A 24,595-nucleotide genomic window follows, 5' to 3' on the forward strand; every position below is an offset into this window, starting at 1 on the left:
TATTTGGTTATTTAATCAGCAACTTGTTAATAGCAGCAAGGAACTGTGAAGGGTCTTCCATCGTACCGCGTTCAGCTAACATCGCTTCACCTAGCAAGAATTCAACCCAACGACCAAACACTTCTTCATCCGCTTCATCAGCCATTTTCTTAACCAATGCGTGCTCTGGGTTTAATTCAAAAATGTATTGAACCTCTGGCGCATCATGGCCTGCTGCTGCTAGCAGTTTCGCCATTTGAGTACCCATTTCGTTTTCATCTGTCACAACAACAGCTGGTGTGTCATGAAGTTTGAACGTTGCACGTACATCTTTTACACGTGTGCCTAGGTAACTTTTTGTACGCTCAGTAACTGAAGCAAATTCTTTTTCCGTCTCTTTTTGCTTCTCTTTCACTTCTTCATCATCAAAGCTTGAAAGATCAAGATCAGATTTGGTAATCGCTTGGAACTGCTTACCTTCAAATTCAGGCAAGTGGCCCATTAGATATTCATCAATACGATCGTACATCAAGATCACTTCCAACCCTTTCGCACGGAATTGCTCTAGGTGTGGGCTATGTTTCGCTGCATTGAAATTATCTGCGGTTAGATAATAGATCTTATCTTGGTTTTCTTTCATGCGGCTCACGTAATCGGCAAGCGATACTGTTTGCTCTTGTGAGTCATTTTCTGTAGAGCTAAATCGCAGCAAGTTAGCAATTTTGTCGCGATTCGCAAAATCTTCAGCTAAACCTTCTTTTAATACCTGACCAAACGCTTTCCAGAACGTCTGATACTTCTCAGCATCATTTTTCGCCATACGCTCAAGCATTTGCAACACACGCTTAGTACACGCTTTACGTAGCGCTTGAGTCACCTTGTTATCTTGTAGAATTTCGCGTGATACGTTCAGTGGCAGATCGTTTGAATCAATTAAGCCGCGCACAAAGCGCAGGTATGTCGGCATGAACTGCTGTGCATCATCCATAATAAATACACGTTGTACATACAGTTTTAAGCCATGCTGACCATCTCGATTATTCAGATCCCAAGGTGCCGTCGACGGGATGTAAAGCAGACTAGTGTAATCTTGCTTACCTTCAACGCGGTTATGTGACCATACCAATGGCTCTGCGTAATCATGCGCAACGTGATTGTAGAATTCTTTATATTCTTCCTCACTGATGTCGGACTTATTACGTGTCCACAATGCTTGGGCCTTATTGATCTGATCCCACTTTGTTCCTGTTACTTTACCTTCTTCGTCTTTTTCTTCGGTTTGAATAAGAACAGGAATACCAATATGGTCTGAATACTTACCAACGATCTCACGTAAGCGATACTCATTTAAGAACTCTTTATCATCTTCACGTAGGTGCAAGATAATATCAGTACCACGATTCGCTTTAGTGATAGTTTCAATACTGTAATCACCTTCACCAGCAGACTGCCAACTTACCGCTTCATCAGCCGCAACATCAGCCGCACGTGTATTAACCGTTACCGAATCTGCCACAATGAATGCTGAGTAAAAACCCACACCAAATTGACCAATCAGTTGCGAATCTTTACTTTCGTCCTCTTTGAGCTGAGAGAAGAATTCTTTCGTACCTGATTTAGCAATTGTGCCTAAATGCTCAATCGCCTGCTCACGAGTCATACCAATACCATTATCACTAATAGTTAATGTACCCGCTTGCTCATTGATTGATAACTTAACGCATAGGTTAGAATCGTCACCATACAAATCAGACTGTGATAAGGCTTTAAAACGTAGCTTATCTGCCGCATCAGACGCATTTGAGATCAATTCACGTAAGAAAATCTCTTTATTCGAGTAAAGTGAATGGATCATTAGGTGAAGTAATTGTTTTACTTCCGACTGAAAACCACGAGTTTCCTTATTTTTATCAACTACTTGCTCGCTCATCTCTACTCCATAGGAAATTGTTAGGTGTTATTTTTAAGATAAATATGGTCAAACAGTATAATTTCAACCTAAAATAGCACGTTTTTTATTTTTTATATTTTTTCAGATTCCGTTTTATATTTTTAGATTAAGAAACCATTCAGCAAACTTATAGAACAATGAATAATTAGAAGATCATTGCTAAGGTTAAATAAATGCCTACACACGCAAAAAAGTTTTTAATCGGACAACGATTCATTTTTGATCCAAACGATAACAGTTTGATTGATAAACTAGAAAATAATGAGTTAATTCGTTTGGGCAGTAATGAAAGCCGTGCCTTGAGTCTTCTAATCGAAGATCCAAGCCTCATTATTACTCGCCAACGTATTCACGATTATGTTTGGCGTGAACAAGGCTTTGAAGTCGATGACTCAAGTCTAACTCAAGCTATTTCAACGCTACGTAAAGCACTAAAAGACTCAACCAAGTCGCCTGCATTCGTTAAAACTGTACCTAAACGTGGTTACCAAATCATTGCCACTGTGGATACCTATGTCGATGAAGAAGACGCTGATTGTAATGATGCACAACAAGAAACCTTAGCGCATCCAGAGCATATACCCCTTATTGATACACAAAGTGTTGATGTTACAGATAGCGAGATCGTTGAACAAATAACAGGGCCTGAATCATCTATACCACCCTCAATAGAAACCAAACCGAAGATAACATGGCTTGGTTGGGTAGCACTGGTGATCGCCTTAATATTACCCATTGCTGTCAATTTAAGTATGCCACCAAAATCGGCAGCTTTTCGTCCACTTCTTCAAGTTGATGGCGTAAAAATTTACACACCAATCAGTAATCCTGTGATGAAAGATTGGAACAATATGATCAGCAGTTGTGTAAGTAATTATTTGAAAAATCATCAAGATGAAGGTAAACCAACCGAAGTCATCGTCACCGGTGGACAAAATAATCAGCTGTATTTGAATTATTTACATAGCAGTAGTGTACCAATGGAAAACATCACCTTACGTTTGCTGACTAGCCATGAGGATAATGTGAAATTATGCCAGTAAATTCTCCTATTACCTTTTCGCATATTATTCGTAAGTATTGGCCTTTTGGGATCCTTGCTATTTCTATCACAGTCTGTAGTTGGGTTTATTTTTCAACGGATTACAAGCAAGAGCAGCTACTGATGTCACGAGAATGGCAAAGTACGACATTTAGTCGCATTGAGCCAACACAACTCGATAATTTAGGCACACTACGTAAAGTAAAACAAAACAGTAATATGGTGTATTTGCCTAACCATACCTATTCGCGTATTACGACGTTAGAGCTTTATAGTGAGAAACCAACGCCCGTAACAATTCATATTTCTGAATCTGGTCAATGGGATGTCAGTGGTGGCTATCTGCTCACTGAGCCAACAGAGTTTAAAGATGTAACATCGGGTACAAATATTGATTTTGATGATAAGCAACTTAATGTTGTAAAAGATATTTTCAGAATGAATGCGCAAGAAAGCCGTCGTATTGATGTGATAAACAAAAACTCACTGTTATTAACCAGTTTAACCTACGGCTCCAATATTCTTTACTCGCTGTAAAAATACAGGCTTGAAATAACACATAAAAAAACCGCGCTATATTAGCGCGGTTTTTATTTATTCTCGACAAACTACAAACGCTGACGCCCAGCTAATGAGTGCGATAGCGTTGTGCCATCAACAAGTTCTAACTCGCCACCGACAGGAACACCATGAGCAATACGGCTCGCTGGTACACCATATTCATGACATAACTCAGCAATGTAATGCGCTGTGGCTTCCCCTTCAACCGTTGGGTTAGTTGCAAGAATTAATTCACTGATATTTTCATGCTGTAATCGATTTTCAAGACGATCAAGACCAATATCAGAAGGTCCAATACCATCAAGTGGTGACAAGTGCCCCATCAAAACAAAATAACGGCCAGAAAATTGTCCTGTTGCTTCTACTGCGACAATATCCGCAGGACTTTCAACAACACAAATTAAACCGTTTTCTTGGCGACGAGGGTTCTCACAAATGGCACAAACATCATCTTCAGTAAATGTTCGACAATCACGGCAATGTCCAATTTCAGTCATTGCCTGACTCAGTGCATCTGCAAGCTGTAAACCACCTTGACGATTACGCTGTAGCAAACTAAAAGCCATACGCTGTGCAGACTTAGGACCAACCCCCGGTAGACAGCGTAAAGCTTCCATTAAATGCTCCAGTAAGTGACTGGTACGCATTAATTAGAATGGCAGTTTAAAGCCAGCAGGTAGGTTCATACCGCCAGTTACTGAAGCCATTTTTTCTTTTTGTGCTTCTTCGATACGACGAGCAGCATCGTTAAATGCAGCTGCGATAAGATCTTCTAGCATGTCTTTATCGTCTTCCATTAGACTTTCGTCAATTTCAACACGACGAACACTGTGGCTACCAGTGATAGTAACTTTAACAAGGCCAGCACCTGATTCACCAGTTACTTCCATGTTTGCTACTTCTTCTTGCATCTTCTGCATGCGCTCTTGCATCTGTTGCGCCTGCTTCATCATGTTACCCATGCCACCTTTACCAAACATATCTTTTCTCTCTCTATCTTGGTCTGGTTAAAAACCTTTAAATTGGTCGAACACTGTCTTCATCCAGTTGAGCTGCAAAACGCTGACAAATAAACATCACATTTTGATCGTTATCTAAGCTCTGTTTTGCTTGTAACAACTTTTGTTGATACAGCTCTTCACGTAATTCTAACGGTGTTTTTCCTTCTTCACCCAGTACGATATTCAACATGACTGGGTGTCCTAATACGGTACTTAATGCATTACATAATTGTTCTTTAGCACGCTCACCATTTAAATGCTGTTGCGATGCGCGTAAATGCAATGTGATTTGATCACCTTGCTGCTCAAAAGAAGAGTTCAAGGCTAGCTGTTGGATTAATTTCCCCACATCCAACTGCGTCACTAAGTTTGCCCAACTATCCTGATTTGCCGCTTCATTGACAAGTATTTTTGTCATTTCCGGTGTTTTTTCGTGCTCTAGTGCTTTCTTTAAAACACGTGGAGCCACATCGACTTTTTTAGCCTCTTCAGCATCAGGTTTTGCTGTCGGTTTCCAGCGGTATTCTTGATCTTCTTTCTCTTGTTGCTGTTGTGCTGGGAGATTCGACGTCGGCATCGCACGGGAAGCACTCGTAGGCATCGCTTTTTGCTTATTGGCAACGCGATCTAATACGGATGTAGCGACTTTTTTAGCTGACGTCGTTGGCGTCTTTTTTACCGATGAAACCTGTGCATCATCATTACCACGCTGTTTCTGGCTGCGTAATCTATTACGTGCCGCCAATAACCCACTAGCAGCCGAACCTGAACGTGATGTTTCAGCAGGTACTGCTGGCACTTCAGGCACACTCATCGATTGCGATATCTGTGGCACTGGTTCTTGAGAACGTTGTGGCGCAACGGGTTGTGATTGAGCACTTTGCTGAGCTGGTGCGACTTGAGGTTCTGGCATCACAGAATGAGGCTGCATTGGCGCCATATTCATTTCTGGATTAACAGCGGCATTAGATTGTTGCTGTATTGGATGCGGCTCGACTTGAGATGCAGGCTCCGTATGCGCGGCTTGCATCTGCGCTTTTAACGCTTGTACGCGTGAAACACCTTGCTGCCCAGTGGAATTAGGATTCACAGCTGGTACTGCCGCGACCGGCTGAGTGCTAGGAACATTGATCGCTTGTGGCTGGATCCCTGATGAAACAACAGGTCTAAATGCCAACATACGTAATAGCACCATTTCAAGTCCAGTTCGACCATCAGGCGCATAGCCTAAATCTTGTCGACCTTGCACCGCAATTTGATAGCATAGCTGCACATCTTGTGGCGTCATCAGTTGGCTTAACAAACTGATACGCTCAGCATCAGGCAACGCATCATCTAAACTCGCAGGTAAAGCTTGATACATGGCTACACGGTGCAATTGACTGGCTAATTCACGCAGTAGACTGTCCCATTCAACGCCAATATTCGCCAGTTCTTGTAAACTGTTCATCGCATTATTTGCATTTGCTTGCGCGACAGCTTCAAGTAAGAATAACGCTTGATCTGTATCTAATGTGCCAAGCATTGTCGCAACATTATCAATGCCGACTTGACCATTCCCTAAAGCAATGGCTTGATCCGTTAAACTTAACGCATCACGCATACTACCTTCAGCAGCGCGCGCTAATAAGCTTAATGCTTTAGCTTCATACTCCACTTTTTCTTCTGTGAGTACTGTTTCTAATTGCGTTTGAATTTGTTGATGATCAAGATGCTTTAAATGAAACTGCAAACAACGAGATAAGATTGTAACTGGCAACTTTTGAGGATCCGTTGTCGCTAAAATAAATTTAACGTACTCCGGCGGCTCTTCTAACGTTTTTAGTAAAGCATTAAAACTGTGGCGAGATAACATATGTACTTCATCGATCAAGTACACTTTAAAGCGTCCACGAGCAGGCTTATACTGAACGTTATCGAGCAATTCACGAGTATCTTCTACTTTGGTACGAGACGCCGCATCTATCTCTAATAGATCAACAAAACGTCCTTCGTCAATTTCACGACATGTTGCACATTTACCACAGGGTGTTGCCGTGATCCCTTCTTCACAGTTCAGTCCTTTAGCAAAGATGCGCGCGATAGTTGTTTTACCCACACCACGAGTACCACTGAACAAGTAAGCATGATGAAGGCGATTTTGCGTTAACGCATTGCCTAAGGCTGTCAACACATGTGACTGACCTACCACATCAGAAAACTGAGATGGACGCCATTTACGGGCCAGAACCTGATAACTCATTAATAACTACCTTACTCTATCTAGACAGCGTCTTATAAATACACTCGCCTCTATTTCTATTATTCTCTAAACCTTATTTTAGGTACTAATAAAACAAATAGTTCGTAGAAAATAAGAGAAATACTAAGACATGATGTATTGATGGTGAAACCTGCGCTAATGCTAGCATATTGCGTATTTTTGAGCGAGAGAAGAGATAATTGAGAGCGCAATCATTAAGCAAATAAACAGTAAGTAAACATCTGGCTTACTTACTGTTCATTATTCTACTTATACTTAGTGGCCTGGGAAGTCACAAATAGCATATACATTTAAGCCTAAGCCTTGAAGACGCGCTTCACCGCCGATATCTGGCAAGTTAATAACAAATGCAGCATCATCGACAATACCACCTAAGCGACGCACTAAATTCGTTGTCGCTTCAATAGTGCCACCTGTTGCCAATAGATCGTCTACAAGCAAAACGCGATCTCCAGGTTTAATTGCATCTTTGTGAATTTCTAAGGTGTCTTTGCCGTATTCTAACTCGTAGCTTTCAGCAATCACTTCACGCGGTAATTTACCTGGCTTACGAACAGGCACAAAACCAACGCCAAGTTCTAAAGCAAGTGGCGCACCAAACAGAAAACCGCGCGCTTCAGTACCGATAATTTTTGTAATACCTTGGTCTTTATACTTTTCAGCTAAAATAGCAATCGTTGCACGGTAAGCTTCAGGCTGCTCCATCAAGCTCGTCACATCACGGAATAAGATCCCCGGCTTTGGGTAATCTTGAATTGATTGAATACTATTTTTAATCAAGTTAAGTGTTTCTTGGTTCATAATCGTTTCCGTGCTTTCACAATGCTGATAAGTATCAAGCGAGAAATAAAATGCTTACTGAATCGTAGGCAATATCATCAACTCCAGCAGATAAATATCAAAATTATCTGTCATGAATTATTGATGCAGTTTATTGGTTTTCCTGTTTCTCAGCAACTAGCTCTACAGCCATAGTTTTATCAATTACTGTCAATCTATTAAAGAAAAAGAGCAATGTCATCGCCATCACCAACAACATCACTTTATGCCACCATAACGGTACAAGAAAAATAGACAGTGCAAAACTACACACTATCATGATGTTTCCACGACGTTTTACTGTAGAAGAGACCGCGCGATGCTGATACCAATTATCTAAAATCGGTCCAAAGGTAGGATGATGACGTAGCCAATGATTTAAACGTGGTGAACCTCGCATAAAACACGCACTGGCTAGTAGTAAAAATGGGGTGGTAGGCAACAGTGGTAAAAAAATCCCTATCACGCCTAAGACAACACAGGTTGCTCCTGTAACTACATATAAAGATGAGACAACTCTTGTTTTTAAATTAGCACTCTGTCGCATTATTGCGTTATTCCTTGTATCCATTACTACCTCCATATTGAAGCAAGAGATAACGTTAGTATAGCGATGATTAAAACTTATAAATCAATAATAACTAACAAGGAAAATAAGTCACAAAATTGACTAGTTTAATAAAATCCCTAGTGAAGTCAGTATTGCTGGCAAGGTAAGTAAAGCAAGTACTAACAACAAAACAAAGACATATTTAGCACTATACGGGTCTTTAAATTCACGACCCATCTCTAAATCCTTATATAAGATAATTGACAGTGCTATGACGGAGCCAAAAAAATTGTTGTTTTTTCTTTATACTTGTTAAGAAATTACTCTATCTGATAATTTTTTTAGTAAAAACCGAAAGAAAATAAGGTTATTGATATAAATTCACACAAAGACTTGATTCAAATCACAACTCAACAATGAATATCGCCTAAACTAAAAATGAACTCGGGGTATTCGCTAATATTTGAAATTTGTCGCTGCTCTCTTGTTTCATATCAATCCCCATAATTAATGACAGTGATGTTTAATTTTCTCTATTGAATCAATCATTACGGCAATGGTAGACATGAATTATCAACAATTTCAGAGCCCGCTAAATACAGAATTTTTAACCCTAGCGGAAGAATTAAAAAATAAAATACAGCTCAATAGCCTAGTTACTGATCCTGCAAAGATTAATGATGCAGAACTTAACGACCTGATTGCGATGGCGAAAGCATCATTCATTCCTGCTCTTTTTGATACTGCAATTCGTCTTGAAAAAGTAGATGCCGCAGTCTGTTCATTTAAACTCGGTATGTATGGTTTATGTACTGATTGTGAAGAAGAAATTGAATACAGTGATTTAGAACAAGATCCAGCACAACCTCGCTGTAAAGCATGCCGTGAACATAGCCGTTATCACCACGACTGATCTTCATTAATAAATGACATATATAGAAAAAGGCAGCGATAGTCGCTGCCTTTTGCTTTTTATAATGTAGCGCAAGTCTTAATTAAAATCGTGCTCTGCCATCCAAATTTTAAACGCTTTTTTATCGTCTTTAGATGCCTTGCTATACCATAACTTTAATTGCGTTAACGCATCACCCGTTATCTGAACTTTTCCTGTTTTATCATCAACTTCTACCACTGTTTTTTGTAAATCGACAGGGTTACCGTTTTCAATAATGATGCCGTTGTTTTTATTATATTCAGCCACAAGTGCAGGCATGTCACTATACGCTCCAAAACCTTCACCGATCAGTTCAACAGTATCTAACGATAGTTTCTCACCACCCTCAGTCTCTAATAACCATTTTGGATCACGGTCAAAATATGCTTTTGCTTGTGATTCTGTTGTTAAACGCGGCAAAGTAATTTCAACATTTTGTTCACCCATATTAATATCGAATAAATAAGGGCGTGTTGTATAAATCACTTTTTTAGAACCACGTTTTACTTCGCCATCAAACCGAACAACCACTTGATGTTTACCAGCAGAAAGTTCAACACTATCTGCTTTTTTAAAGCGTTCTGCTTTCACTGCTTTTCCATCAACCACCAACAAGTCAATTTTATTGCCAACAGATAAGGTTGCAGCATTCACCACACCAGAAAATAATGCGACTAACAATAAGATTTTTTTCATTTTATATCCCTTATATACAGCGTTGGATCATTAAACTCTTTCTATAGCAATTTATATCAACAGCTATAGAAAAAACGTAATAATAAAAAAGCCGCCAAAATGGCGGCTTATTAGCAGTAAACTCTATAATTAGAATTTAACTTCTAGACCTGCAACGTAACCGAAGTCAGCACTACGGTCAGCAAATTTAGCGTCTGTATCACCGATTTCTGCGTATACTTTAACGTTACTGTGAAGCTGTTGCGTTACGTTAGCGTAAACTGCGTAGTTGTCACCAGACTCATCACGGCGATCGTAGTTGTTGTAACCAATCGCAAATGTTGTCTTATCGATTGTGTAATCAGCTGCAACTTGGTATACGTTTGCACGTAATTTGTCTGCACCAAATGAGTTTTTGTACTCAACTTGACCGAAAGAAGCAGCAAGGCCAACAGCACCGAAGCCGTACTCAGCTTCTACGTTGTAACCTTCAACATCAACAACACCGCTGAAGAAAGAAGTTCCTGCTACATTGTCACCTGTGTAGTAGTAAACACGAGCATCAAGGCCCGCTACGCGGTAACCAATACGTGCATCTGTAATTGATGTATCACGATCTTGGAACTCATTACCGTCTTTATCAACAATAACGCCGCTATCTTTAATGTCATGAGATGCACCAAAGTAGAATGTACCGTTATCGTATACGTATTTAACTACTTCGTTACCGTTCGTTTGAACGAAATTGATGCTTTCAGAACCTAACTCGTAATCTTTACCAACACCTGAGTCATCAGAAATCATGTATTGACGACCAAATGTTAGTGTACCGAAATCACCACCAAAACCAGCCCATAGCTCATCGTTACGAACGTCACCACCTTCGTATTCAAAAGCCGTACCTGCAACTGCGTTTAGTTGATCAGAGATAGCAACTGTAGTGTTAATTGCTAGATCTGCATCATCGATACGTAGTTCAGCATCGTTTGATGGTTTGTAATCTTCACGGTACTGAACTTCAGCTGCACCAGATAGGTCAACTTTAACACCGTTTGCGTCATATAGGTTGATGCCTGCATTTGCAGAACCAGCTGTTAGTACAGCAAGAGCTAAAAGAGTTTTTTTCATGATAAGTCCACTGCCTTTCTTTATCTTATTAATGGAGAACCATTCCCGGCACTCCTGTTTATATTCTCCTTGTTACACAACAGTTCTGAAAAATAAAAAACTAAAATAACAAGGAGTTGGTGTTCGTGGTTCGCATCCTGACAGAAGTTCAATATTTTTGTCAAATCTCATAAAAAAAATATAAAAAAACATAAAACGATTTTAATTTTCAATTAGTTACAGTTACAAAACGCAAATAACAAACACTCTCAAAAGGCATTTTTTCTTTTATTTAAACCATTAAAAAGTGTAAATAAACAGAATAAAAAACTAAAAAACCAACACTGAAATAGACATTCAAGCCATTTAAACTTTAAAAAACATTATGGATGGACGATCGTTGTCAGTCGTCATTTCTGGTATTTAATATTGCAGATATCTATTCGTAATCGTGATCCAAAGCACAATACAACTATTATTTGTTTCCGTTTATCACTCCAATCACCCAAATAAATTCCCAACAATCACCTTTCCTGTAATTTCACATTCAATACTTTATGAGGTGTTTATCTTTATTTCTGAAACGCCAGTGCTAATACATATAAAACCTCCACGCAGTTCAACGCCCTGAATTTCATCTCACTCCACGTTATTCACTTTGAACACCGATACTTCATGCTACAATGCCATCCCCTGCCATTATGAAATTTCAGCCATGTTACACAGCCAAGTAAAAACCGATATCAAGCAGTGCTATGAGAATTTAGGAAAACAGCTAGATAACTTTATTCCGCGTCGCGCACAAAACTATTTGGTGTCAGAAATAGCAAAAACGCTGGCTGGGGAATACCACAAAAAAAATCGAATGTTAGTGGCTGAGGCTGGTACAGGGATCGGTAAATCTTTAGCCTATTTACTCGGTGGGATCCCTTTCGCGTTATTCAATAATAAAAAGCTATTGATCTCGACTGCGACCGTTGCGCTGCAAGAACAGCTAATCAACAAAGATCTCCCGTTGTTTAATCAAATTTTTCCGAAAGAATTCAGTTTTATTCTCGCCAAAGGCCGTCAACGCTATTGCTGTAACCATAAGTTAGAAGCGTGCTGTTCACCTGATGGTGATCCTCAACTCGCTATGTGGGAAGAAAAACCTAAAAAATCTGATCTCGATCTGCTAAAGCGAATGCTAAAGGCTACCGAGCAAAAGAAATGGGATGGCGACAGAGACAGTTGGCCGACAACGATTCCCGATCGTGTTTGGATGCAAATCATGGCGGATAAACATAGCTGTCATGCTGGTATGCCTAAACATCGTACATGCCCTTTTGCTAAAGCACGTGAGCACTTAGATAAAGCGGATGTTATTGTGGCTAACCATGCTTTGTTAATGGCTGATATTGAGTTAGGTGGTGGTGTTATCTTGCCTGAGCCTGAGCAAACTATTTATGTGATTGATGAGGCCCACCATCTTCCACAAGTCGCACGTGACTTCTCATCTGCCGCTGCGAGTTTGAAAGGTGCAGCAAGTTGGCTAGAAAAACTCAATCAAAATGTTAGTAAATACGCAGAGCTCGCTGACTATCAAAAAGCCAATCGCTTTCAAAATGCAATACAGGATAATATCCAGCACTTAATTCCAACATTAAGTCAAATTGCCAATAATATTGATCCCGCTATTTTTAACAAAGATGGCGTGTATCGTTTTGAACATGGTGAATTACCACAATGGTTAGAAGAAGAAGCCAAAGGCTGTAAAGAAGCCAGTAAAAAAGTCATGCAATCATTGGGGAAGATCCAAGATTTAATCTCCGAGCGTACGAAAGAAAACGAAATTATTCCTCGATTAGGTGAGCAAGCACTTACTGAAGTCGGTTTTTATCTTCAGCGCGTGGAAAACCTTGAAAAAGTCTGGACACTGATGGCGCAACCAAACAATAAAAAAGGTGCTCCGTTAGCTCGTTGGATAGAAAAAAGTCCTGAACGAGAAAATGACTACATTATTGAAGTGTCACCACTTGAAGTCGGTTATCGTTTAGATCAGCTGCTTTGGAGTCGCGCTGCAGGATCTATTTTAGTTTCAGCAACCTTGCGTGCTTTAAACCAATTTAACTTTTTCTGCCGTCAAGCTGGTGTTTCTGAATCTGATGGAACACGCTTTTTAGCACTGGCATCTCCATTTGATTATCAAAATAATGCGCGCTTAGTGATCCCCTCTTTAAAAATGGAGCCACAGGCTGAAGCGTTTACTGATTTATTGATTGAAATATTACCCGAATACCTTGAAGGTGAAACCGCAAGTTTAGTGTTGTTCTCTTCTTACTGGCAAATGAATAAAGTCGCCGATGCACTACGTCCGCTAGCGAAAAAAAATAAGTGGGAATTATTGGTACAAGGCGAAGAGTCGCGTAATGAAACCCTAAAAAAACATAAAGAAAACTGTAAGAACGGTAAAGCTAGCATCTTATTTGGTACTGGAAGTTTTTCTGAAGGTCTTGATTTACCAGGTGATTTACTTACAAATTTAATTATTACCAAGATTCCGTTTGCAGTACCTACATCACCAGTAGAAGAAGCCCACGCTGAATATATTGAAAGTAGAGGCGGAAATCCCTTCTTGCAAATTTCAGTACCAGAAGCCAGTAAAAAGCTTATTCAATCCGTCGGTCGCTTACTGCGAAAAGAGCAGGACTCTGGTAGAGTAGTGATACTTGACCGTCGAATTATTACCCGTCGATACGGAAAATCATTATTAGACTCTCTGCCTCCTTTTAAACGGGTTATTGAATATAACTAAATGAATAAAAAGAATAATAAATGATTGAGATGATAGAACCGAGTACCTTACTGATACTCGGTATTATTGCCCTCGCCGCAGGCTTTATTGATGCGGTTGCAGGCGGTGGCGGAATGCTCACCGTCCCTGCTTTGCTATCACTAGGATTACCGCCGCATATTGCTTTAGGGACCAATAAACTCGCAGCAAGTTTTGCCTCTGCAACTGCTGCTTGGACTTATTATAAAAAGAATCTATTCTCACCACGCTTTTGGCTTGCTTCCTTTATCGCTACATTTATAGGTGCAATAACAGGGACCTTAATTGTTAATCTAATTAGTAGTGAATGGCTAGAAAAAGGCTTACCTCTGCTTATTTTTGCAGTGGCTATTTATACTATTTGGCATCCCCAGCCAAAACATGAACAATACGTATTACCACCAGTCACCCCTATACTAAAACTAAAGCAATGGCTTCAAGGAACAAGTATCGGTTTCTATGACGGTATTGCAGGCCCAGGTACTGGCGCTTTTTGGACAGTTTCTAGCATGATTTTATATCGTTTAGATATGCTACGTGCATGTGGCCTTGCAAAAGCGATGAATTTCACCAGTAACATTACTTCATTAGTTACTTTCATTATTTTAGGGCAAGTCAATTTTGCACTAGGTTTAACGATGGGGATATGTTTAATGCTAGGTGCTTACATTGGTGCTCATTCTGCTATACGCTTTGGCGCAAAGTTTATTCGACCTGTTTTTGTAACTGTTGTTTTAATTTTAGCGATTAAATTAGCTTGGCAAGCTTGGTTTTAACTTAGCTTGTAATACAAGGTTTCTCTATGATTGACTTATCTCGTCTTATTTCACTGATTGAACAATTAAAGCAACAAGCGGCTGAAGTTGACCGTAAACGTGGTGAATCCTTTAAGCCTCTGTTTGACGAAACGCTGTTTAAAACACGTAGCAAATTGCTTACTCCTTGTGTTAATGAAGTCCATAATGAGCTCCAATTATTACAAAAAGAACAACAAGCAGGACGCTTATTACCCGCAAGAACACAACACCTCTGTGAAAAAATTGTAAGCCAAATTCAAGCTATCCAGCGTGAATTAGCCACACTAAACATTCGTAAAAAAGAGCCGAAAAACCAAGCTGTCTGGCACAGACCAATTAATGAAATATATCAAGACCTTAATCAACATAAAGATTGGGAACGTCGCTTAAAAGCTATGCTTCGTGATAAAGAATTATTAATTAGCCGTTGTGCTTCACAATTTGAGCAACAACAGCTTCAAAAAGAAATTCTTGCGCTTGAAGGTAGGATAAGTCGCTGCCAAGCAGCCTTGATCAAAATCGAAACCGACATCAGTAACAGAGAGAGAAAAGGCTAACAATGCTTCCTCTGATTTATCATTCTCAATACTCGGCTCTAACCTTGCCAGAAAAGCATCGTTACCCGATTAATAAATACCGACTGCTGTTTGAGGCTATTTTTCACTCAGAATTAAGTAACAAGGTAAGTATTCACCAACCCAATAGGGCTGATATTGCCAAAATTAAGGCGATTCATGATAGTGAATATGTTGATGACTTACTCTTTAATCGATTGCCAGCAGCAAAAATGCGCCGTATCGGATTCCCTTGGAGTGATGAATTAATCAATCGAACCCTACTCTCAACAGGCGGAACTCAATTAACTGTTGATTTAGCACTTGAGCACGGTATCGCGATTCATTTAAGTGGTGGTTATCATCACGCCCATCATGACTTTGGTAGTGGTTTTTGTCTATTTAATGACTTAGCCATCGCAGCTAAACATGCTTTATCTTATTCTCATATCGACAAGGTCATGATTATTGATTGTGATGTACATCATGGTGATGGCACTGCAACACTATTTGCCGATAATCCCAACATCATTACCTTCTCAGTGCACTGTGATAAAAACTTCCCTGCTCGTAAGCCTGATTCAGATGTAGACCTTGCTTTAGAAAGAAACACTTCAACAGATGATTACCTCACGGCATTGCAAGGTGTTCTTCCTCTTTTACTGGCTCAGCACCAACCTGACTTGGTGATATACGATGCAGGCGTTGACATCCACCAGCATGATGAACTGGGATATTTTAATATATCTAAACAAGGTTTATACCAACGAGATCATTATATTTTAACCCAATCTAAATCGCAGGATATTCCAGTAGCCGCAGTCATCGGTGGTGGATATAGAACAAGTCATCAAGATTTAGTCGATCTTCACTTACAACTGATTCATGCAGCATTATTCGTACACAACAAATAGCGATAAAGAGAAATTATGTCTGATAACCAACAAACAACAAATACATTAGAGAATGCACCAGAAGAAATAAAACTCGCGGTAGATTTGATCTATTTATTAGAGAGTAATGACATTGCCCCAGAGATCGTACTTTCAGCTTTAGAAATTGTTCGTAAAGACTTTGAAAACAAAGCATAGAAGTCATTTTTTTAATGAATTTGCTCACTTCCCACCAAAGATAAAAGATACAACTTATCACCATTAGTATCTTTTATCGACTTAACCAAATATTTAAAATGGTAATGGTATACCATAATGGCATGTTTGTTTAATTAGCCGTTATATTAAAGTGTGAAACAAATTTCATTATGTCATTTACAGTAAAAAAAATGTTTCAATTAGCTTTGTTAGCTATTTTAATTGCTACGCCTATTACATTTACATACTTAAATATTAGGTGTGATAATTTAAGTAAAGATATTGCGATCGCATTAAATAAAACTTTAAATAAACGTATATCTAGCGTTTTACATCTACCAGAGAACCAACCAGATGCAAAAAGTATGCATGAATTGGTTACATTAGTTCTTTCATCTCGCTCACTACGAAGTGTTGCATACTTTCAAAACAATCATTACATCTATTCAGATCGTAATGCCTCTTTGCATACTCCAATTTCACCTAGCCTGATTGAACGATTAAAAAAAGATAAATTACCGCTACTTTATCGCAAACGTAGTTCACTTAATCAGGTCGATGAATTACACCTTGTCGTTAAAGGTACAAAGGGCTTTTATCAGTTATTTATAAACGCACCTTATATGGATGACTGGTTAACTAATGCGGATGAGTATTTACGAGGTTATGTCGTTACCAATAAAGGTAATATATTAATTAATAATAAGAAAAATTACTTATTCCATAAGTCATATCACTCTGCTCAATTTCCTTTTAAAGTGATTGTTGGCGCTAAATCTTCTCAGGTGTTATTAGGCATTTGCGCATTGTCTGCATTTATTTTTATTTTATGCATGCTCATTGTCCTTATAATTAATTACATTCAAACTAATAACTTCTCATTTAAAAAGGATATAGACAGAGCAATAAAAAATAATGAGTTTATTCCTTATTATCAACCTATTGTGTGTAATAAAACTCACCAGATAATTGGAGCTGAATTACTCTGTCGCTGGCTATATCGCCATGCCCGATTGATTTCTCCAAATCAATTTATTACGAAAGTAGAGTCGAATGGGCAAATAAAACCGATAACGTTACATTTATTAAAACAGCTTTCAATTGATAAGCCTTTAATAGCTCATTCAAATAAAGATTTTTACGTTTCTATAAACGTTACTCTATCTATGCTCAACGATCCCAGATTTGTTGATGATGTTATATTGTTAATTAAGCAGAATCCGACATTACAACAAGGCTTAGTCTTTGAAATGACAGAAAGAGAAAACACAACCAATGCATTCATCAAATTAGATAAGATCATGCAACGTTTTCGTACCTTAGGCGTTCGTTGGGCTCTTGATGATTTTGGAACGGGTTATTCCAGCCTATCGAGCTTAAAAGAGCTCAATTTTGATATTATTAAAATCGATAAGCTGTTTGTAAATTCTGCAGATACAGATGCAGTTACGAGCTCAATTTTGAATAACATCGCTTCACTAGGCAAAGAGTTACAATGTAAGTTAGTCGCAGAAGGAGTGGAGACAGAGACGCAGTTAAATACTCTAAAATCGTTGCTAATTGACTATACCCAAGGGTTTTACTTTAGCGCTCCAACTAGCCGTTGTGATTTTATAGAGTTTAAAACAGAGCATAATGACCAGATTCTAAAGACAATGAATAAATATGCAAATCGTTGTGTTGCATTAAAATATCATGGTCCTACTCTTAATATTTAACACGTTGAAACTTTATCGTACTGGATGGCAATAAAAAAGGGCTGATAATAATCAGCCCTTCGAATATATATTAAGTATCAATTAGATACCAGCACGCTTTAACAAGCCAGCCATTAATGCTGAGCTTGATTTCACTTGCTTAGACTTATTTTTAAACTCTTTAGCTAATGACACATCTTTAATTTCATTAGCAATATAAATCATAGAGTTGTACATATCTTTTGGCGTTTTTACACGATCTTTATCATTCAAAGGCTTCAACAACGTCACAACGTCTGCACCTTTCATTTTATTTTCAGTCGTGTATGCAAGCATTGATTCTAGTAGCTTATCCATATCTACCATAAACTCAGAGTTTTCAATGCCCTGCTTTTTCATTTCTTTCAGGTTTTTCTTACGTACCTGCTTAATCACAAATGCAGGTTGGTTAATTTTCTTATAACCATAAATACCGGCAATGATTAATAAAACCACGCCACCTGCTACATAACCCCACACTGAACCTGAAGACTCAGCAACCGGCTGAGCGACAGCAGCAATATTTGCAACAGACTCTGGTACATCAGACATATTTGTAACCTTTTACTTTAGGAATTCGGAATGCGGCGAGACATTATCACCAACTCGGTAAACAACAATGTGTTTTATGAAAAATTAATTCAAATAGAGTGACCGAGTTCAAATGTGAGGCTATTCTGCCGTTTTCACTGACAAAAATAAAGCATTAACTGCACACTTTTTAACCGCATATTGTTAACTAGTTGTCTCACCACAAAAAGTTCGCACTATTATCTCATGCTATTCGTTATTTGCTATGAATAATTATAGACAATTACACATTACCTATTATTTTGTGATCCTATTTGCACCTACTGTATATCAGCATAAGATTTATGATTATAGTTTAGTCAATTTAGCGTCAACCCAGTCATAGTAAGCCTCTTTAGCTTAAGACGTTGTTGCTGTAGCAAAGAAAAATAGATACCAGAAAGAAATGGGAAACTTATCAGTAGCTATACTGACGGTATGTAGAATACAAAGTGTTTAAAGTAACTTATGGGAAGTAAAGCAGGTAGGTAAAACAGGAATAGCAGATGGGTGGAAGCCCCCACCAGCCACATCCCGGCACACACATCGCCTGCTGCGGTTGCTCCCTTCCGGGCCTGGCCGAGTTCACAAGTTAGTGTTGCGGGAGGACCAATGGGGGCCTCCATAGATTCTTTGTCTCTTGCGAGAACGGAGAGGATTATCTATTAAGCGCATCGATATTGCAAGTTGTTATATAACAACAATCGTTCAAGTGTGCGTTATTTATCCAAACACTAAGATATTGAAAATAAAACCATCACCTTGATTCATTTAACTTACTCTTCTTCCTCGGGATCTTCTAATAACGATTCACCAAGTAACCCACCACCTAGTACGAGTAACCAAGATACTAATATCGGATTAGCAACATCAAATTGCGGCATAATGACTAGCGTGGCAAAACCAACAGCGGGTAATACACAGGCCAATTTAGGGATCCATTCATCAAGATGTAATTTATCTAAAGACTGAAGTGCAGCAATAATCCCAGTAACACATAGAGCCAATAATGCGGCATGCTCCATGCCACCAACCCATAATGGGATCACGAGTAAAAGCGGCCACCACGTATTGCCTTCTACAGGCCGCCAACTTCTAGCAGCAAACCAAATAATGGCAATACCAATAATTTGAATAACAGTCGCACCAATAGAGCCCGGCAGTTTACCCTCTGCTTGTAATGCCATTAAACCTGCATTCATGGCTAATACAATAGAGATCATCAATGAACCTAATTGCCAACATCCCTTAGGCGATGTACAAATCATCAAAATAGGTAACATCATAAATAAACTGACAGACAACGCGACAGGTTGTTCAGGCAACACATAACCAAATGCACCTAATCCAATCAATAATAGCCATGCAGCAACCCCACCTTGAGGTAGCAGCCATAATGCTGGAATCGCAAGGGCAATAATAGGTAAATCTCCCTGACTATGTGCCAAGGCATTAACCCCTAATACGGTCAATAGTAAAGTGACAATGATTAGTAGTGTTTTATACAACATGGCAACACCTCCTTGCGTTATCCTGTTGTTTAAGAAAAGATGAGGGTTTTATCTCTAATTATAAATATGGACGATTTTTCTCAGCAAATCTACAGTCAGGTGTATCAAATACCTATTGGTAAAATATCGACTTATGGCGATATTGCTAAATTTGCAGGATTTCCTGGCTATGCACGTCAAGTAGGCCGCTTACTCTCGAACCTTCCCCAAGGTTCAACGTTACCTTGGCACCGTGTTATTAATAGCCAAGGAAAAATATCATTATGTGAAGACGGTAGAGCTCGCCAAATAGAAGCATTGCGTAATGAAGGAGTTGTTGTGACGGAACAAGGACGAGTAAGCCTTAAAGCATATCGTTGGGATGGGTACCCTGAATAACAAAATGCCCGACCTTCTTATTTCGATGAAAAAAATAGAAGAAATCGGGCATTGCTAATCTTGTTTAAAACGGTTGGATTACACTTTCACTAATGGAATATCTAGGTGTGTCGTTTTTAACGGTTCAATACTTAAATCTACTGTTGATTGACTACTGAATAACACTTCATCATTGATTTCAATCTTAGCAATAACACGATATAAGGTATCTGGCTTTAATTTACTTTTCACATAATTCAATGTGAAAGCAACAGGCGGCTGTTCACCTTCTGCTAAAAATGAATGTTGGCTGATAACTTTACTCTTACCATGATCGGCTTGAGTAGACTGTTCAACCAATGACACAATTATGCGCGCATTATTCGGTAACACTACACGCTCACGATAACTCACTGTTCCACTTAATGTTCCAACATCACTGTCGGTCGGCATGAAGTTAGTACAAGCAGTGATCACTAGCGCCGCAATCAAAACCCCAAACCATGCAAAAGAATTTTTCATATTCTTCTCTATTAATCCCTAATCTATATTGCTATAAAGCTCAAATATAATAAAACCAATCCAATCTCTATTTGAACTTGATTTCCCTAAATCGTACTGATAGTAACATAATTAATGGTGCTTAGATGAGTAAAGAACTGAATGAACTTCTCAATCTTCTACAGTTAGAACAACTTGAACTTGATCTTTTCAGAGGTCAAAGTGAAAACCTCGGTCTACCGCAAGTTTATGGTGGACAAGTGATTGGGCAGTCCTTATCCGCAGCTAAGCAGACGGTAGAAAAAGAACGTTACTTACACTCCTTTCATAGCTATTTTTTACGTCCTGGTAATTCTGAAAAACCAATTATTTATGATGTGGAAAAATTACGTGATGGTAAAAGCTTTAGTACTCGTCGTGTAAAAGCAATTCAGAATGGTGAGCCTATCTTTTTCTTAACAGCTTCTTACCAAGCAAATGAAGAAGGATTTAACCACCAATCAACAATGCCTAATGTAGCAGGACCTGAAGGTTTAGCATCTGAAACTCAACTTGTTGATGCCATTGCGCAATATCTACCACCCAAAATAGTGGAAACCTTTGGTAAGAAGCGCCCTGTTGAAGTGCGCCCAGTAACTATTATTAATCCATTAAAACCAACCGTTGCTGAGCCTAAACAATATTTATGGATTAAAGCCAATGGCACAATGCCAGAAGATCTTAATATCCATCACTACCTATTGGCGTATGCATCGGATTGGGGCTTTCTTGTAACATCAATGCATCCGCATGGTGTAACGCTATTTAGCCCGAATATGCAAGTGGCAACTATTGATCATTCTATGTGGTTCCACCGTCCATTTAAGATGGATGAATGGTTGCTTTACGCTATTGATAGCCCATCGGCTAGTGGCTCTCGCGGTATTGTTCGCGGTGAAATTTATAACCAGAAAGGTGAACTCGTTGCATCAGCCGTTCAGGAAGGTTTGATCCGTCAACGATAAACTCGTCGTCTTAAGGTTAACGCAATCAAGGCAGCCACTAGTAATAAATAGTGGCTGCCTTGATTATATAACCTATACAGGTAATGCTGTGGTGTACTTAAGGGGCTCCATAGCAAATGTCGATGTTACATTTGTCAGTCCCTCAATGCTGTTCACCAATTTCTTATAAAACAGATCAAAAGCCTGCATATCTGCTACTTGTACTTTCATCATATAATCGTAATCGCCCGCCATACGGTAGAATTCCATCACCTCAGGAAACTCTTCAACCGCATGAACAAAACCGTTATACCACTCCTTAGAATGATTACTGGTTTTAATCTGCACAAATGCTATAAATGACAATCCAAGTTTTGCCGCATCTAACAGTGCAACACGTTGACGTAATATGCCGTCTTCTTCTAAACGCTTTAACCTTTTCCAGCATGGTGTGGTCGTTAAATTAACAGCTTCTGCTAATTCCGATAACGCTAACGTTGCGTCTTGTTGCAACAAACGCAGTAATGTTCTATCTACAGCATCCAAACTTGACATTCCATACCACCAATAAACAATAAAATAGAAAAATTTTCTAAATTTTATCGTTTTATTGCAAAACAAAGCAAAGACTTTTCCCTATAACTTGGTAATATAATTGTTAAGCAGTCAACATAAAGACAACAACAATAATAAAATCAATACAGTGGAGTCACGCTATGACACAACAACTAAACAATCAATGGGTTAATAACGCCATTCGTAAAATTGATGCTGATTACCAACGCTCAGCAGATACCCACTTAATTAAATTAGAGTTACCTAGCCTAGACGGTATTGATATTTATCTTAAAGATGAAAGCACGCATCCAACAGGAAGCTTAAAGCATCGTCTTGCTCGTTCGTTATTCCTATATGCTTTATGTAACGGTTGGATTAAAGAAGGTACACCGATCATTGAATCATCATCAGGTAGTACCGCCGTTTCTGAAGCGTATTTTGCACGTTTACTTGGATTACCATTTATTGCTGTCGTGCCACGTAAAACAGCGTGCAAAAAAATAGAACAAATTAAGTTTTATGGTGGTAGCGCCCATTTTGTTGACTCTCCTGCTGCGATTTATGACGAATCTCGCCGTTTAGCAAAAGAGTTAAATGGTCATTACATGGATCAATTTACCTATGCTGAACGTGCCACCGACTGGCGTGGTAATAACAACATCGCTAACAGTATTTTTGATCAAATGAAGTTAGAGCGCTTCCCTATCCCAAGTTGGATTGTAATGAGCCCTGGTACTGGTGGTACATCAGCAACAATTGGTCGTTATATTCGTTACCAAATGCAACCAACACAACTGTGTGTGGTTGATCCAGAGAACTCAGTATTCCACGACTACTTTATGCAGCGTGATAATACGATTACTGGCAACACAGGCAGCCGTATTGAAGGTATTGGTCGTCCTCGAGTTGAGCCAAGCTTTATTCCTGATGTGATCAATGAAATGCGTAAGATCCCAGATGCGGCAAGTGTTGCCACTGTTCACTGGTTAGAAAAAATTATTGGCCGTAAAGCCGGTGCATCTACAGGTACAAACCTATTTGGTGTCCTACAAATCGCAGCCGAAATGAAACAACGTGGCGAAACAGGCTCTATCGTTACGCTGTTATGTGATAGTGGCGAGCGTTACCTAGACACCTACTACAACCCTGAATGGATCAGCGAAAATATTGGCGATTTATCAGCATATACCGAACAGTTAGAACAATTGGAAAAATTCGGTCAATGGTAAGTATCACGCTTCAATGAACAACCCCTTGGGGAGGTTAGCCACAGCGCCTCCCCCCTCTATTAAACTTTGTGTCTGTGTACGTTGAACGTTGATAAACCAAGTACTGCCTTAACTTGGATAATCTTTAAACGCGATACGTTATTTTGCCGTACTTTATGTGCGGCTTTTTTTCGTCTATTACATCTAAAACTTTGCAGCGGACAACAGCTGAGTTAGCATAGATAGACGTTCTAAAGAATGTCTATCTACCGACTGTTTCTCGGTAATTTTTCAAAAAAGGAACACTTAAATGTCAAAAGCAGTTGTTGTTTTCAGTGGCGGTCAAGATTCGACTACGTGCCTTATTCAAGCTCTGGCGCATTACGATGAAGTGCACTGTATTACATTTGATTATGGTCAACGCCATAAATTAGAGATTGAAGTGGCAGAAGCTATTGCCAAAGATCTTGGCGTAACAGCGCATAAAGTAATGGATGTCGGCCTATTAAATGAATTAGCCATTAGTTCACTAACACGTGACAATATTGCTGTCTCTCATGAACTACAAGAAAACGGATTACCGAACTCCTTTGTTCCTGGTCGTAATATTCTATTTTTAACCTTGGCTGGTATTTACGCCTACCAAATTGGTGCTGAAACCGTTATCACCGGTGTATGTGAAACTGACTTTTCTGGCTACCCTGATTGCCGTGATGAATTTGTTAAATCATTAAACCAATCATTAGTGCTAGGGATGGATCGTCCATTAACGATTGCAACACCATTAATGTGGCTAAATAAAGCAGAAACATGGGCGCTAGCAGATCAATACGAAAAACTAGACTATGTTCGTGAAAAAACACTGACTTGCTATAACGGTATTATTGGTGACGGTTGTGGTGATTGCCCATCTTGTGATTTGCGCCGAGCAGGACTTACTGATTACTTAGATCATAAAACCACTGTGATGAATGCTCTGAAAGCAAAGCAAGCGCAGCAAGCATAATAACCACTGAGTAACCTATAAAAACGGCA

Annotated in this window: 25 protein-coding genes and 1 other RNA gene; 13 read left to right on the forward strand and 13 right to left on the reverse strand. The window is 39.1% G+C overall.

The genetic code is table 11. From position 1 onward, the window contains the following. Positions 1 to 7 precede the first annotated feature (7 nt). The gene (gene htpG, locus BTO08_RS08435) at positions 8 to 1,909 is read right to left on the reverse strand and encodes a molecular chaperone HtpG (protein WP_105060658.1); all 1,902 of its coding nucleotides are present in this window, start codon (positions 1,907 to 1,909) and stop codon (positions 8 to 10) included. A 194-nt stretch (positions 1,910 to 2,103) separates the two neighbouring features. Between htpG and BTO08_RS08440 the strand changes: the two genes are divergently transcribed. Together BTO08_RS08440 and BTO08_RS08445 are read left to right on the forward strand one after the other, a co-directional pair. Further along, entirely contained in the window at positions 2,104 to 2,973 is an 870-nt protein-coding gene (locus tag BTO08_RS08440; RefSeq protein WP_105060659.1) for a transcriptional regulator, read from the forward strand. Continuing rightward, positions 2,964 to 3,509, forward strand: a complete 546-nt coding sequence (locus BTO08_RS08445) for a regulatory protein ToxS (RefSeq protein WP_105060660.1) — start codon at positions 2,964 to 2,966, stop codon at positions 3,507 to 3,509. Before BTO08_RS08440 ends, BTO08_RS08445 begins: the two co-directional genes overlap by 10 nt. 71 nt (positions 3,510 to 3,580) lie before the next feature. Here BTO08_RS08445 and recR read toward each other — a convergent pair whose 3' ends face one another. The 5 genes from recR to BTO08_RS08470 form a co-directional block, all read right to left on the reverse strand. After that, complete coding sequence (gene recR, locus BTO08_RS08450) at positions 3,581 to 4,180, reverse strand: recombination mediator RecR (RefSeq protein ID WP_105060661.1); 600 nt, start codon at positions 4,178 to 4,180, stop codon at positions 3,581 to 3,583. 3 nt (positions 4,181 to 4,183) lie between these two features. Next, complete coding sequence (locus BTO08_RS08455; protein WP_005370465.1) at positions 4,184 to 4,513, reverse strand: YbaB/EbfC family nucleoid-associated protein; 330 nt, start codon at positions 4,511 to 4,513, stop codon at positions 4,184 to 4,186. A gap of 37 nt (positions 4,514 to 4,550) precedes the next feature. Next, positions 4,551 to 6,776, reverse strand: coding sequence for a DNA polymerase III subunit gamma/tau (gene dnaX, locus BTO08_RS08460; protein ID WP_105060662.1), 2,226 nt, complete (start codon positions 6,774 to 6,776; stop codon positions 4,551 to 4,553). Between the two features lie 276 nt (positions 6,777 to 7,052). Further along, on the reverse strand, positions 7,053 to 7,598 hold the full coding sequence (gene apt, locus BTO08_RS08465) for an adenine phosphoribosyltransferase (protein WP_005370463.1): 546 nt from the start codon (positions 7,596 to 7,598) through the stop codon (positions 7,053 to 7,055). Between the two features lie 130 nt (positions 7,599 to 7,728). Beyond that, entirely contained in the window at positions 7,729 to 8,163 is a 435-nt protein-coding gene (locus BTO08_RS08470) for a YbaN family protein (protein ID WP_105060663.1), read from the reverse strand. A 568-nt stretch (positions 8,164 to 8,731) separates the two neighbouring features. On the opposite strand from BTO08_RS08470, the gene BTO08_RS08475 reads away from it, so the two are divergent. Next, complete coding sequence (locus BTO08_RS08475) at positions 8,732 to 9,079, forward strand: hypothetical protein (RefSeq protein WP_005370461.1); 348 nt, start codon at positions 8,732 to 8,734, stop codon at positions 9,077 to 9,079. Positions 9,080 to 9,157: 78 nt separating this feature from the next. On the opposite strand, the gene BTO08_RS08480 is transcribed toward BTO08_RS08475, so the two are convergent. After that, positions 9,158 to 9,796, reverse strand: coding sequence for a YccT family protein (locus BTO08_RS08480; protein ID WP_105060664.1), 639 nt, complete (start codon positions 9,794 to 9,796; stop codon positions 9,158 to 9,160). 129 nt (positions 9,797 to 9,925) lie between these two features. Next, positions 9,926 to 10,903: a porin gene (locus tag BTO08_RS08485; RefSeq protein WP_045151049.1), complete on the reverse strand. Its 978-nt coding sequence runs from the start codon at positions 10,901 to 10,903 to the stop codon at positions 9,926 to 9,928. 694 nt (positions 10,904 to 11,597) lie between these two features. Between BTO08_RS08485 and dinG the strand changes: the two genes are divergently transcribed. From dinG to BTO08_RS08515, 6 genes are all read left to right on the forward strand, one after another. Beyond that, on the forward strand, positions 11,598 to 13,676 hold the full coding sequence (gene dinG, locus BTO08_RS08490) for an ATP-dependent DNA helicase DinG (RefSeq protein WP_105060665.1): 2,079 nt from the start codon (positions 11,598 to 11,600) through the stop codon (positions 13,674 to 13,676). Between the two features lie 20 nt (positions 13,677 to 13,696). Beyond that, on the forward strand, positions 13,697 to 14,470 hold the full coding sequence (locus BTO08_RS08495) for a sulfite exporter TauE/SafE family protein (RefSeq protein ID WP_198038427.1): 774 nt from the start codon (positions 13,697 to 13,699) through the stop codon (positions 14,468 to 14,470). A gap of 26 nt (positions 14,471 to 14,496) precedes the next feature. Beyond that, positions 14,497 to 15,048, forward strand: coding sequence for a primosomal replication protein PriC (priC, locus tag BTO08_RS08500; protein WP_105060666.1), 552 nt, complete (start codon positions 14,497 to 14,499; stop codon positions 15,046 to 15,048). A gap of 2 nt (positions 15,049 to 15,050) precedes the next feature. Beyond that, a complete protein-coding gene (locus BTO08_RS08505) occupies positions 15,051 to 15,959 on the forward strand; it encodes a histone deacetylase family protein (protein ID WP_105060667.1) in 909 nt (302 codons plus the stop codon). A gap of 15 nt (positions 15,960 to 15,974) precedes the next feature. Next, on the forward strand, positions 15,975 to 16,136 hold the full coding sequence (gene rsmS / locus BTO08_RS08510; RefSeq protein WP_105060668.1) for a pleiotropic regulatory protein RsmS: 162 nt from the start codon (positions 15,975 to 15,977) through the stop codon (positions 16,134 to 16,136). Positions 16,137 to 16,327: 191 nt separating this feature from the next. Next, positions 16,328 to 17,854, forward strand: a complete 1,527-nt coding sequence (locus tag BTO08_RS08515; RefSeq protein WP_242446248.1) for an EAL domain-containing protein — start codon at positions 16,328 to 16,330, stop codon at positions 17,852 to 17,854. Between the two features lie 81 nt (positions 17,855 to 17,935). Here BTO08_RS08515 and BTO08_RS08520 read toward each other — a convergent pair whose 3' ends face one another. From BTO08_RS08520 to BTO08_RS08530, 3 genes are all read right to left on the reverse strand, one after another. After that, a complete protein-coding gene (locus tag BTO08_RS08520) occupies positions 17,936 to 18,424 on the reverse strand; it encodes a hypothetical protein (protein WP_005370451.1) in 489 nt (162 codons plus the stop codon). 536 nt (positions 18,425 to 18,960) lie between these two features. Further along, positions 18,961 to 19,057, reverse strand: an RNA gene (gene ffs / locus BTO08_RS08525) — signal recognition particle sRNA small type. Between the two features lie 161 nt (positions 19,058 to 19,218). Beyond that, a complete protein-coding gene (locus BTO08_RS08530) occupies positions 19,219 to 19,953 on the reverse strand; it encodes a hypothetical protein (protein ID WP_105060670.1) in 735 nt (244 codons plus the stop codon). A gap of 66 nt (positions 19,954 to 20,019) precedes the next feature. On the opposite strand from BTO08_RS08530, the gene BTO08_RS08535 reads away from it, so the two are divergent. Continuing rightward, positions 20,020 to 20,331 (forward strand): MGMT family protein, encoded by a 312-nt coding sequence (locus BTO08_RS08535; protein ID WP_105060671.1) that lies wholly within the window; start codon positions 20,020 to 20,022, stop codon positions 20,329 to 20,331. A gap of 78 nt (positions 20,332 to 20,409) precedes the next feature. Here BTO08_RS08535 and BTO08_RS08540 read toward each other — a convergent pair whose 3' ends face one another. Then, entirely contained in the window at positions 20,410 to 20,832 is a 423-nt protein-coding gene (locus tag BTO08_RS08540; protein WP_105060672.1) for a YbaY family lipoprotein, read from the reverse strand. 125 nt (positions 20,833 to 20,957) lie between these two features. Here BTO08_RS08540 and tesB point away from each other — a divergent pair, with 125 nt between their 5' ends. Beyond that, complete coding sequence (tesB, locus tag BTO08_RS08545) at positions 20,958 to 21,815, forward strand: acyl-CoA thioesterase II (protein WP_105060673.1); 858 nt, start codon at positions 20,958 to 20,960, stop codon at positions 21,813 to 21,815. Positions 21,816 to 21,887: 72 nt separating this feature from the next. Here the strand turns inward: tesB and BTO08_RS08550 are convergent, their stop codons facing one another. Next, positions 21,888 to 22,349: an Lrp/AsnC family transcriptional regulator gene (locus tag BTO08_RS08550; protein WP_105060674.1), complete on the reverse strand. Its 462-nt coding sequence runs from the start codon at positions 22,347 to 22,349 to the stop codon at positions 21,888 to 21,890. Between the two features lie 161 nt (positions 22,350 to 22,510). Here BTO08_RS08550 and BTO08_RS08555 point away from each other — a divergent pair, with 161 nt between their 5' ends. Together BTO08_RS08555 and queC are read left to right on the forward strand one after the other, a co-directional pair. Next, the gene (locus tag BTO08_RS08555) at positions 22,511 to 23,581 is read left to right on the forward strand and encodes a PLP-dependent cysteine synthase family protein (protein WP_045148102.1); all 1,071 of its coding nucleotides are present in this window, start codon (positions 22,511 to 22,513) and stop codon (positions 23,579 to 23,581) included. Between the two features lie 289 nt (positions 23,582 to 23,870). After that, positions 23,871 to 24,566 (forward strand): 7-cyano-7-deazaguanine synthase QueC, encoded by a 696-nt coding sequence (gene queC, locus BTO08_RS08560; RefSeq protein WP_105060675.1) that lies wholly within the window; start codon positions 23,871 to 23,873, stop codon positions 24,564 to 24,566. Positions 24,567 to 24,595: the final 29 nt, after the last annotated feature.

This window comes from Photobacterium angustum (genome assembly GCF_002954615.1).
GTDB classification, from domain to species: Bacteria; Pseudomonadota; Gammaproteobacteria; order Enterobacterales; family Vibrionaceae; genus Photobacterium; species Photobacterium angustum_A.

What these genes read in the sequence shown, in the direction of transcription:
- BTO08_RS08535 (WP_105060671.1), top strand. Translation starts at nt 20,020, where the DNA reads ATGGACGATTTTTCTCAGCAAATCTACAGTCAGGTGTATCAAATACCT.
- dinG (WP_105060665.1), top strand. Translation starts at nt 11,598, where the DNA reads ATGTTACACAGCCAAGTAAAAACCGATATCAAGCAGTGCTATGAGAAT.
- BTO08_RS08475 (WP_005370461.1), top strand. Translation starts at nt 8,732, where the DNA reads ATGAATTATCAACAATTTCAGAGCCCGCTAAATACAGAATTTTTAACC.
- BTO08_RS08555 (WP_045148102.1), top strand. Translation starts at nt 22,511, where the DNA reads ATGACACAACAACTAAACAATCAATGGGTTAATAACGCCATTCGTAAA.
- dnaX (WP_105060662.1), bottom strand. Translation starts at nt 6,776, where the DNA reads ATGAGTTATCAGGTTCTGGCCCGTAAATGGCGTCCATCTCAGTTTTCT.
- recR (WP_105060661.1), bottom strand. Translation starts at nt 4,180, where the DNA reads ATGCGTACCAGTCACTTACTGGAGCATTTAATGGAAGCTTTACGCTGT.
- BTO08_RS08515 (WP_242446248.1), top strand. Translation starts at nt 16,328, where the DNA reads ATGTTTCAATTAGCTTTGTTAGCTATTTTAATTGCTACGCCTATTACA.
- BTO08_RS08505 (WP_105060667.1), top strand. Translation starts at nt 15,051, where the DNA reads ATGCTTCCTCTGATTTATCATTCTCAATACTCGGCTCTAACCTTGCCA.
- BTO08_RS08540 (WP_105060672.1), bottom strand. Translation starts at nt 20,832, where the DNA reads ATGAAAAATTCTTTTGCATGGTTTGGGGTTTTGATTGCGGCGCTAGTG.
- htpG (WP_105060658.1), bottom strand. Translation starts at nt 1,909, where the DNA reads ATGAGCGAGCAAGTAGTTGATAAAAATAAGGAAACTCGTGGTTTTCAG.
- BTO08_RS08455 (WP_005370465.1), bottom strand. Translation starts at nt 4,513, where the DNA reads ATGTTTGGTAAAGGTGGCATGGGTAACATGATGAAGCAGGCGCAACAG.
- priC (WP_105060666.1), top strand. Translation starts at nt 14,497, where the DNA reads ATGATTGACTTATCTCGTCTTATTTCACTGATTGAACAATTAAAGCAA.
- BTO08_RS08485 (WP_045151049.1), bottom strand. Translation starts at nt 10,903, where the DNA reads ATGAAAAAAACTCTTTTAGCTCTTGCTGTACTAACAGCTGGTTCTGCA.
- tesB (WP_105060673.1), top strand. Translation starts at nt 20,958, where the DNA reads ATGAGTAAAGAACTGAATGAACTTCTCAATCTTCTACAGTTAGAACAA.
- queC (WP_105060675.1), top strand. Translation starts at nt 23,871, where the DNA reads ATGTCAAAAGCAGTTGTTGTTTTCAGTGGCGGTCAAGATTCGACTACG.
- rsmS (WP_105060668.1), top strand. Translation starts at nt 15,975, where the DNA reads ATGTCTGATAACCAACAAACAACAAATACATTAGAGAATGCACCAGAA.
- BTO08_RS08495 (WP_198038427.1), top strand. Translation starts at nt 13,697, where the DNA reads ATGATTGAGATGATAGAACCGAGTACCTTACTGATACTCGGTATTATT.
- apt (WP_005370463.1), bottom strand. Translation starts at nt 7,598, where the DNA reads ATGAACCAAGAAACACTTAACTTGATTAAAAATAGTATTCAATCAATT.
- BTO08_RS08480 (WP_105060664.1), bottom strand. Translation starts at nt 9,796, where the DNA reads ATGAAAAAAATCTTATTGTTAGTCGCATTATTTTCTGGTGTGGTGAAT.
- BTO08_RS08520 (WP_005370451.1), bottom strand. Translation starts at nt 18,424, where the DNA reads ATGTCTGATGTACCAGAGTCTGTTGCAAATATTGCTGCTGTCGCTCAG.
- BTO08_RS08530 (WP_105060670.1), bottom strand. Translation starts at nt 19,953, where the DNA reads ATGTTGTATAAAACACTACTAATCATTGTCACTTTACTATTGACCGTA.
- BTO08_RS08470 (WP_105060663.1), bottom strand. Translation starts at nt 8,163, where the DNA reads ATGCGACAGAGTGCTAATTTAAAAACAAGAGTTGTCTCATCTTTATAT.
- BTO08_RS08445 (WP_105060660.1), top strand. Translation starts at nt 2,964, where the DNA reads ATGCCAGTAAATTCTCCTATTACCTTTTCGCATATTATTCGTAAGTAT.
- BTO08_RS08550 (WP_105060674.1), bottom strand. Translation starts at nt 22,349, where the DNA reads ATGTCAAGTTTGGATGCTGTAGATAGAACATTACTGCGTTTGTTGCAA.
- BTO08_RS08440 (WP_105060659.1), top strand. Translation starts at nt 2,104, where the DNA reads ATGCCTACACACGCAAAAAAGTTTTTAATCGGACAACGATTCATTTTT.